The following is a 5,235-nucleotide window of genomic DNA, read 5'->3' as shown; positions in this document are numbered from 1 at the left end:
CGTCCGCGTGCGGACCGGAGGCGAGCACCGCCACGCGGCGCGCGACGCGCTGGAGCTCCGCCTCCAGCACGTCGCGCGCGGCGTCCGCGTGCGGACCGGAGGCGAGCACCGCCACGCGGCGCGCCTCCGTCACCTTCGCGGCCGGGCCTTCTTCTTCGCGGACTGCGCCGTCTTCGCGGACGCCTTCCTCGGCGCGGCGTCCGCGGCGGGAACGAGCAGGAGGGCCGCGCCCAGCAAGGCGGCGGCGGTGACATGACGGGTGCGGGTCATCACGGGCTCGGCTTTCCGGCGACGAGCCACTCGGTGAGGCACGCGGTGTCCGCGGCGTTCAGCGCTCCGCCCTGCGGCATCCGCGCGCCGCAGCCCGGCGAGGCCGTCAGCTTCTTCAGGAAGAAGGACTCGGACGGGTTGGCGCTGTCCGCCATCGGCTGGCTGTTGCACGCCGCGTTGGTGGTGTAGAGCCGCCCGGGGAGGCCGGCCGCCTGCAGGTCCAGGTTCGCGCCCGTGGCCTTGGTCTCCGTGGAGTGGCACGCGAAGCACTGCGCCTGGAGGATGCTCGAGGCGGTGGTGCCGGGGGCGCAGGCGCTGGCCCCGGTGAAGCGCTCGGGTTCATCGAGCCCGCCAGCACAGCCGGCGGTGGTGGCGAGGAGCGCGGCCGCGAACAGCGTGGCCAGCGGGGCGCGGGACGGACGACGGGCGGCAAATGGGTTCGCGGACAAGTCGAGCACGGGGGCAAGAGGGGGGGACGACAAGCCCCGCAGACTACCCGGCCCGCGCATGACTGTGCACCCCTCAACGGATCCGTTCGCGCTCCCGTGACACGCGCGCCCTCCGGCCGCCTGCCCACACCCCGGGTGGGCCGGTGTCATACCCCGGCTAGCGGCGCTTCTTGAGGAAGCGGGTGACGCTGACCTTCCCGAAGCGGCCGCCGAACAGGTACCAGGTGAGCACCGCGCCGAAGAGGGCCGCCGCCAGCGCGATGCCGACGATGCCCAGCACCGGCGTGTTCCCGTACATGGGCGCCTTGGCGCGAAGGCGATGAAGGCGCCCACGATGAAGCCGCACGCGCACAGGCCCAGGAAGGCGATGACGGCCACGCTGCGCAGGTTCTCGTTGAGCTTGTCGAACTGCTCCGCGCGCACCGTGACGCTGAACTTGCCCGTCTCCAGGTCCAGGAGGATCTGCGACAGCTGCGTGGGCAGGTCCTGCGCCATGGACTGGAAGCGCAAGAGCGTGCGCATCAGGCCGCCCTGGAGCTGCGTCGGGTCATACCGGCCCGCCATCAGCTCCTTCGCGTACGGCAGCGCGACCTCCAGGATGTTCAGCTCCGGGTAGAGCCCGCGCAGCATCCCTTCCGTGGAGATGGAGGCGCGCGACAGGAGCGCGTACTCCTTGGGGATGCGGATGCGGTACTTCACCGCCAGGTCCAGCAGGTCGCGCAGGAGCGTGCGCGCGTCCACCTGGCCCAGCGTGGTGGGCAGGTGCTGGCCCAGGATGGACTCGATGTCGTTGCGGAAGCCCATCAGGTTGGCTCTCGCGTCCGGCACGCCCACCCGGTAGAGGATGCGCGCCACGGAGTCGCTGTCCTTGAGCGCCACCGCCAGGCACAGCATCACCAGCGTCTCCTGCATGGGGCGGGTGAGCCGGCCCACCACGCCGAAGTCCAAGAGCGCCAGCCGGTTGCCCTCCATCAGCAGCACGTTGCCGGGGTGGGGGTCGCCGTGGAAGAGGCCGTCGTCGAAGAGCTGGCGGAAGCTGGCCTCCAGGATGTGCTGGGCGATCTGCTTGCGGTCCGCCTCCGGCAGCGCGGCGGGGTTGATCTTCTCCCCGCGGATGAACTCCATGGTGAGCACGGTGCGGCTGGAGAGCGCCGCGTGCACGCGCGGAATCTTGAGGTACGGGCGGTCCTTGTGGTTCTCCAGGAACGCGCGGATGTTGGTGGCCTCGTTGATGAAGTCCAGCTCCTCGTGGATGGCCCGGTCGAACTCGTCCACGATGCCGGAGGGCGTGTAGATGCCCGTCTCCTCCACCACGGCCTCCAGGAGGCGCGCCAGCGAGCGCAGCACGCCCAGGTCCGCGTCGATGCGCTGGGCGATGCCGGGGCGCTGCACCTTGATGACGACCTCCTCGCCCTCCAGCGTCACCGCGCGGTGCACCTGGGCGATGGACGCGGCGGCGAGCGGCTCCGGATCCACCTGGGCGAACAGCTCCTGTACCTCCTTGCCCAGCGCGTCGCGGATCCGCGCGTGGACGGCCTCCAGCGGGATGGCCTCCACGTCGTCCTGGAGCGTGGCCAGCTCGTCCACGAACTCCGCGGGCAGGAGGTCCGCGCGGGTGGAGAGCACCTGGCCCAGCTTGATGAACGTGGGCCCCAGCTCCGCCAGGAAGAGGCGGAAGCGGCGCGCGGTGGACTCGCGGCGGGCCTCTTCGGAGACCTCCACCTTCTCCTTGCGCCCCCCGAGCAGGCGCCAGACGCCGGCGCGCTCGGTCACCTCGCCGAAGCCGTGACGGGCGGCGATGAGGGCGATCTGCCGGATGCGGTTGAGGTCCTGGAGGTTCATGACGGAGCCTGGAGGACAGCCTGGGCCGGGCGGGCCACGTAGCGCAAGAGGACGTAGCCCACGACGGCGGAGACGAGCGAGCCCGTCAGGATGCCCAGCTTGGCCTCCGCCAGCAGGGCCGGCTGTCCGGCGAAGGCCAGCCCGCCCACGAAGAGGGCCACGGTGAAGCCGATGCCCGCCACCACCGCCACCCCGTGCAGCTGCGCGAAGCTGCCGCCCGCGGGCAGCGGGGACACGCCCGCCTTCACCGCCGCCCAGGTGAACAGGAAGATGCCCAGCTGCTTGCCCACGAAGAGGCCCACGATGATGCCCAGGGGCAGGGGCTTGAGCAGGTCCGAAAACGACATGCCGGACACGTCCACGCCGGAGTTGGCCAGCGCGAACAGGGGCACGATGCCGAAGGCCACGTACCCGTGCCACAGGTGCACGAAGCGGTTGAGCGGCGGCTCGATGTCCTCCAGCGCCTCCTCGATGTGCAAGAGCTGCGCGCCCCGCGCGCTCTCGTCGTCCGGCTGGGACACGAGCCCCTGGACGTACGCCGCCAGCTCCTCCAGCACCTCGCGCCCCGGCCGGGTGGGCAGCGCGGGGATGGCCAGCCCCAGCACCACGCCGGACAGCGTGGCGTGGATGCCGCCGTGGTGCATGGCGTACCAGAGCGCCACGCCCACGAGCGCGTAGGCCAGGCCGTTGCGCACGTAGAAGCGGTTGAACCCCCAGAGCACCGCGACCAGGCCCCCGGCCACGGCCAGCCACTCCACGTGCAGGCCCGTGCCGTAGAAGAGCGCGATGACGAGGATGCCGCCGATGTCGTCGAAGATGGCGAGCGCGGTGAGGAACACCACCAGCCCGTGGCCCACGCGCGCCTTCACCAGCGTGAGACAGCCGATGGCGAACGCGATGTCCGTGGCCATGGGGATGGCCCAGCCGCCCTGCGCGGGCGTGCCGTGGGTGAAGGCCAGGTAGAGCCCCGCGGGCACCACCATGCCGCCCAGCGCGGCGATGAGCGGGAGCAGGGCGCGGGAGAAGGTGCGCAGCTCGCCCGCGGACAGCTCGCGCTTGATCTCCATCCCCACGAGGAAGAAGAAGAGCGTCATCAGCCCGTCGTTGATGAGCTCGCGGAAGGTGAAGTGGCCGCCCTGGCCCATCACCTCCAGGCGCAGGGGCGCGTCGAACACGGTGGCGTAGCTGGCGCTCCACGGGGAGTTGGCCCACGCGAGCGCGGCCACCGCGCAGAGCGCCAGGAGGATGCCGCTGCTGGCCTCCAGCCGGAAGAAGGCCTGCACGGGCGCGAGCGCCACCTTGAACAGGGCGGGGACGGGAGGACGGTTCGTTGTAGGAAGGGTCGCCATGTCGGCGGGCAGCCTGCCGGGGGGCAGGGGGCCTGGAAACCGTTTTCGGAAAAGGGCCCGCCGAAATGTCGGACGGCGGTGGTAGGCATACGCGGCAGGTAGGGACGCCGGTTCGTTGATCCGGGGGTAAGGTCGTGAGAGAAGGCCGGGGATGGCGTTGACGCAGCAGACCAAGACAGGCAAGGCGGCGGCCGTGGCGCCGCCCGACGAGGACACGACCCCGGACGTCGGAACGGGTGAGGCGCCCGCGGGAGCGCGGGAGTTGGCCTCCCTGACGCCGATGATGCGCCAGTACCTGGAGGTGAAGGCGCTCCATCCGGACACGGTGCTCTTCTTCCGGCTGGGGGACTTCTACGAGATGTTCTTCGAGGACGCGGTGCGGGCCTCGGAGCTCCTGCAGATCACCCTCACGGCCCGGGCCAAGGGCGCGGACAGGATTCCGATGTGCGGGGTGCCGTACCACTCCTCGCGCCGGTACATCGCGAAGCTGGTGGAGCACGGCCTCAAGGTCGCCATCTGCGAGCAGGTGACGGAGCCGGGCGCGGGGCCGGGCATCGTGCAGCGCGAGGTGACGCGGGTCATCACCCCCGGCATGGTGCTGGACGACGAGGTGCTGGAGCCGCAGGCCAGCAACTTCCTCGCGGCCGTGTGCTGGGGCGAGGCGGGCTTCGGCGCGGCGCTGCTGGAGGCGTCCACCGGCGAGTTCTACACCTTCGAGGCGCAGGGGCTGTCGGAGCTGGTGGAGGGCCTGTCGCGCGTGGAGCCGCGCGAGCTGCTGGTGCCCGCGGGCATGCGCGACGCGCCGGAGGTGGCGCAGGTGTGCCAGCGGCTGTCGCGCGCGCCGGCCGTGGCGGAGGGGGAGGGCGCGGCCTTCGAGCCACCCGGGCCTCCGCGTTCCTGCGCGCGCACTTCAACGTGCAGTCGCTGTCCGCGTTCGGGCTGGACGGCTCGCCGCTGGCCACCGGGGCGGCCGGCGCGGCGCTGCGCTACCTCAAGGACACGCAGAAGACGCCCGCGGCGCACGTGGACCGGCTGTCGCGCCAGGAGCGCGCGGGCTGCCTGGTGATGGACGAGTCCTCGCGGGGCAACCTGGAGGTGCTCAAGAGCCTGCGCGACGGCGGGCGCAAGGGGTCGCTCTTGGGCGTGCTGGACCGCACGGCCACGGGCCTGGGCGCGCGGAAGCTGGCGCGCTGGCTGTCCGCGCCGCTGTGCTCGCTGCCGGAGATCGAAGCGCGGCTGGACGCGGTGGAGGAGCTGTCCGGCAAGAGCGTGTGGCGCGAGGAGCTGGTGGCACCCTCAAGGAGGTGGGCGACCGTGGAGCGGCT

General features: G+C 71.8%; 3 protein-coding genes and 2 pseudogenes. 1 reads left to right on the top strand and 4 read right to left on the bottom strand.

Annotated elements, in window-relative coordinates:
* Positions 1-129: 129 nt before the first annotated feature.
* From ACLEQD_RS36290 to nhaA, 4 genes and pseudogenes are all read right to left on the bottom strand, one after another.
* Positions 130-273: a hypothetical protein gene (locus ACLEQD_RS36290; RefSeq protein WP_410390461.1), complete on the bottom strand. Its 144-nt coding sequence runs from the start codon at positions 271-273 to the stop codon at positions 130-132.
* On the bottom strand, positions 270-752 hold the full coding sequence (locus ACLEQD_RS36285) for a hypothetical protein (protein ID WP_410390459.1): 483 nt from the start codon (positions 750-752) through the stop codon (positions 270-272). Before ACLEQD_RS36285 ends, ACLEQD_RS36290 begins: the two co-directional genes overlap by 4 nt.
* Positions 753-876: 124 nt before the next feature.
* Positions 877-2,561, bottom strand: a pseudogene (locus tag ACLEQD_RS36280) (ABC1 kinase family protein).
* On the bottom strand, positions 2,558-3,910 hold the full coding sequence (gene nhaA, locus ACLEQD_RS36275; protein ID WP_410390458.1) for a Na+/H+ antiporter NhaA: 1,353 nt from the start codon (positions 3,908-3,910) through the stop codon (positions 2,558-2,560). Before nhaA ends, ACLEQD_RS36280 begins: the two are co-directional and overlap by 4 nt.
* Positions 3,911-4,061: 151 nt before the next feature.
* Between nhaA and ACLEQD_RS36270 the strand changes: the two are divergent.
* Positions 4,062-5,235, top strand: a pseudogene (locus ACLEQD_RS36270) (DNA mismatch repair protein MutS); the annotation flags it as partial.

It is taken from the genome of Corallococcus sp. 4LFB, from assembly GCF_046520365.1.
GTDB lineage: Bacteria > Myxococcota > Myxococcia > Myxococcales > Myxococcaceae > Corallococcus > Corallococcus caeni.
The sequence above is the reverse complement of the archived record's forward strand: the minus strand, read 5'-3'. Positions and strand labels throughout refer to the sequence as shown.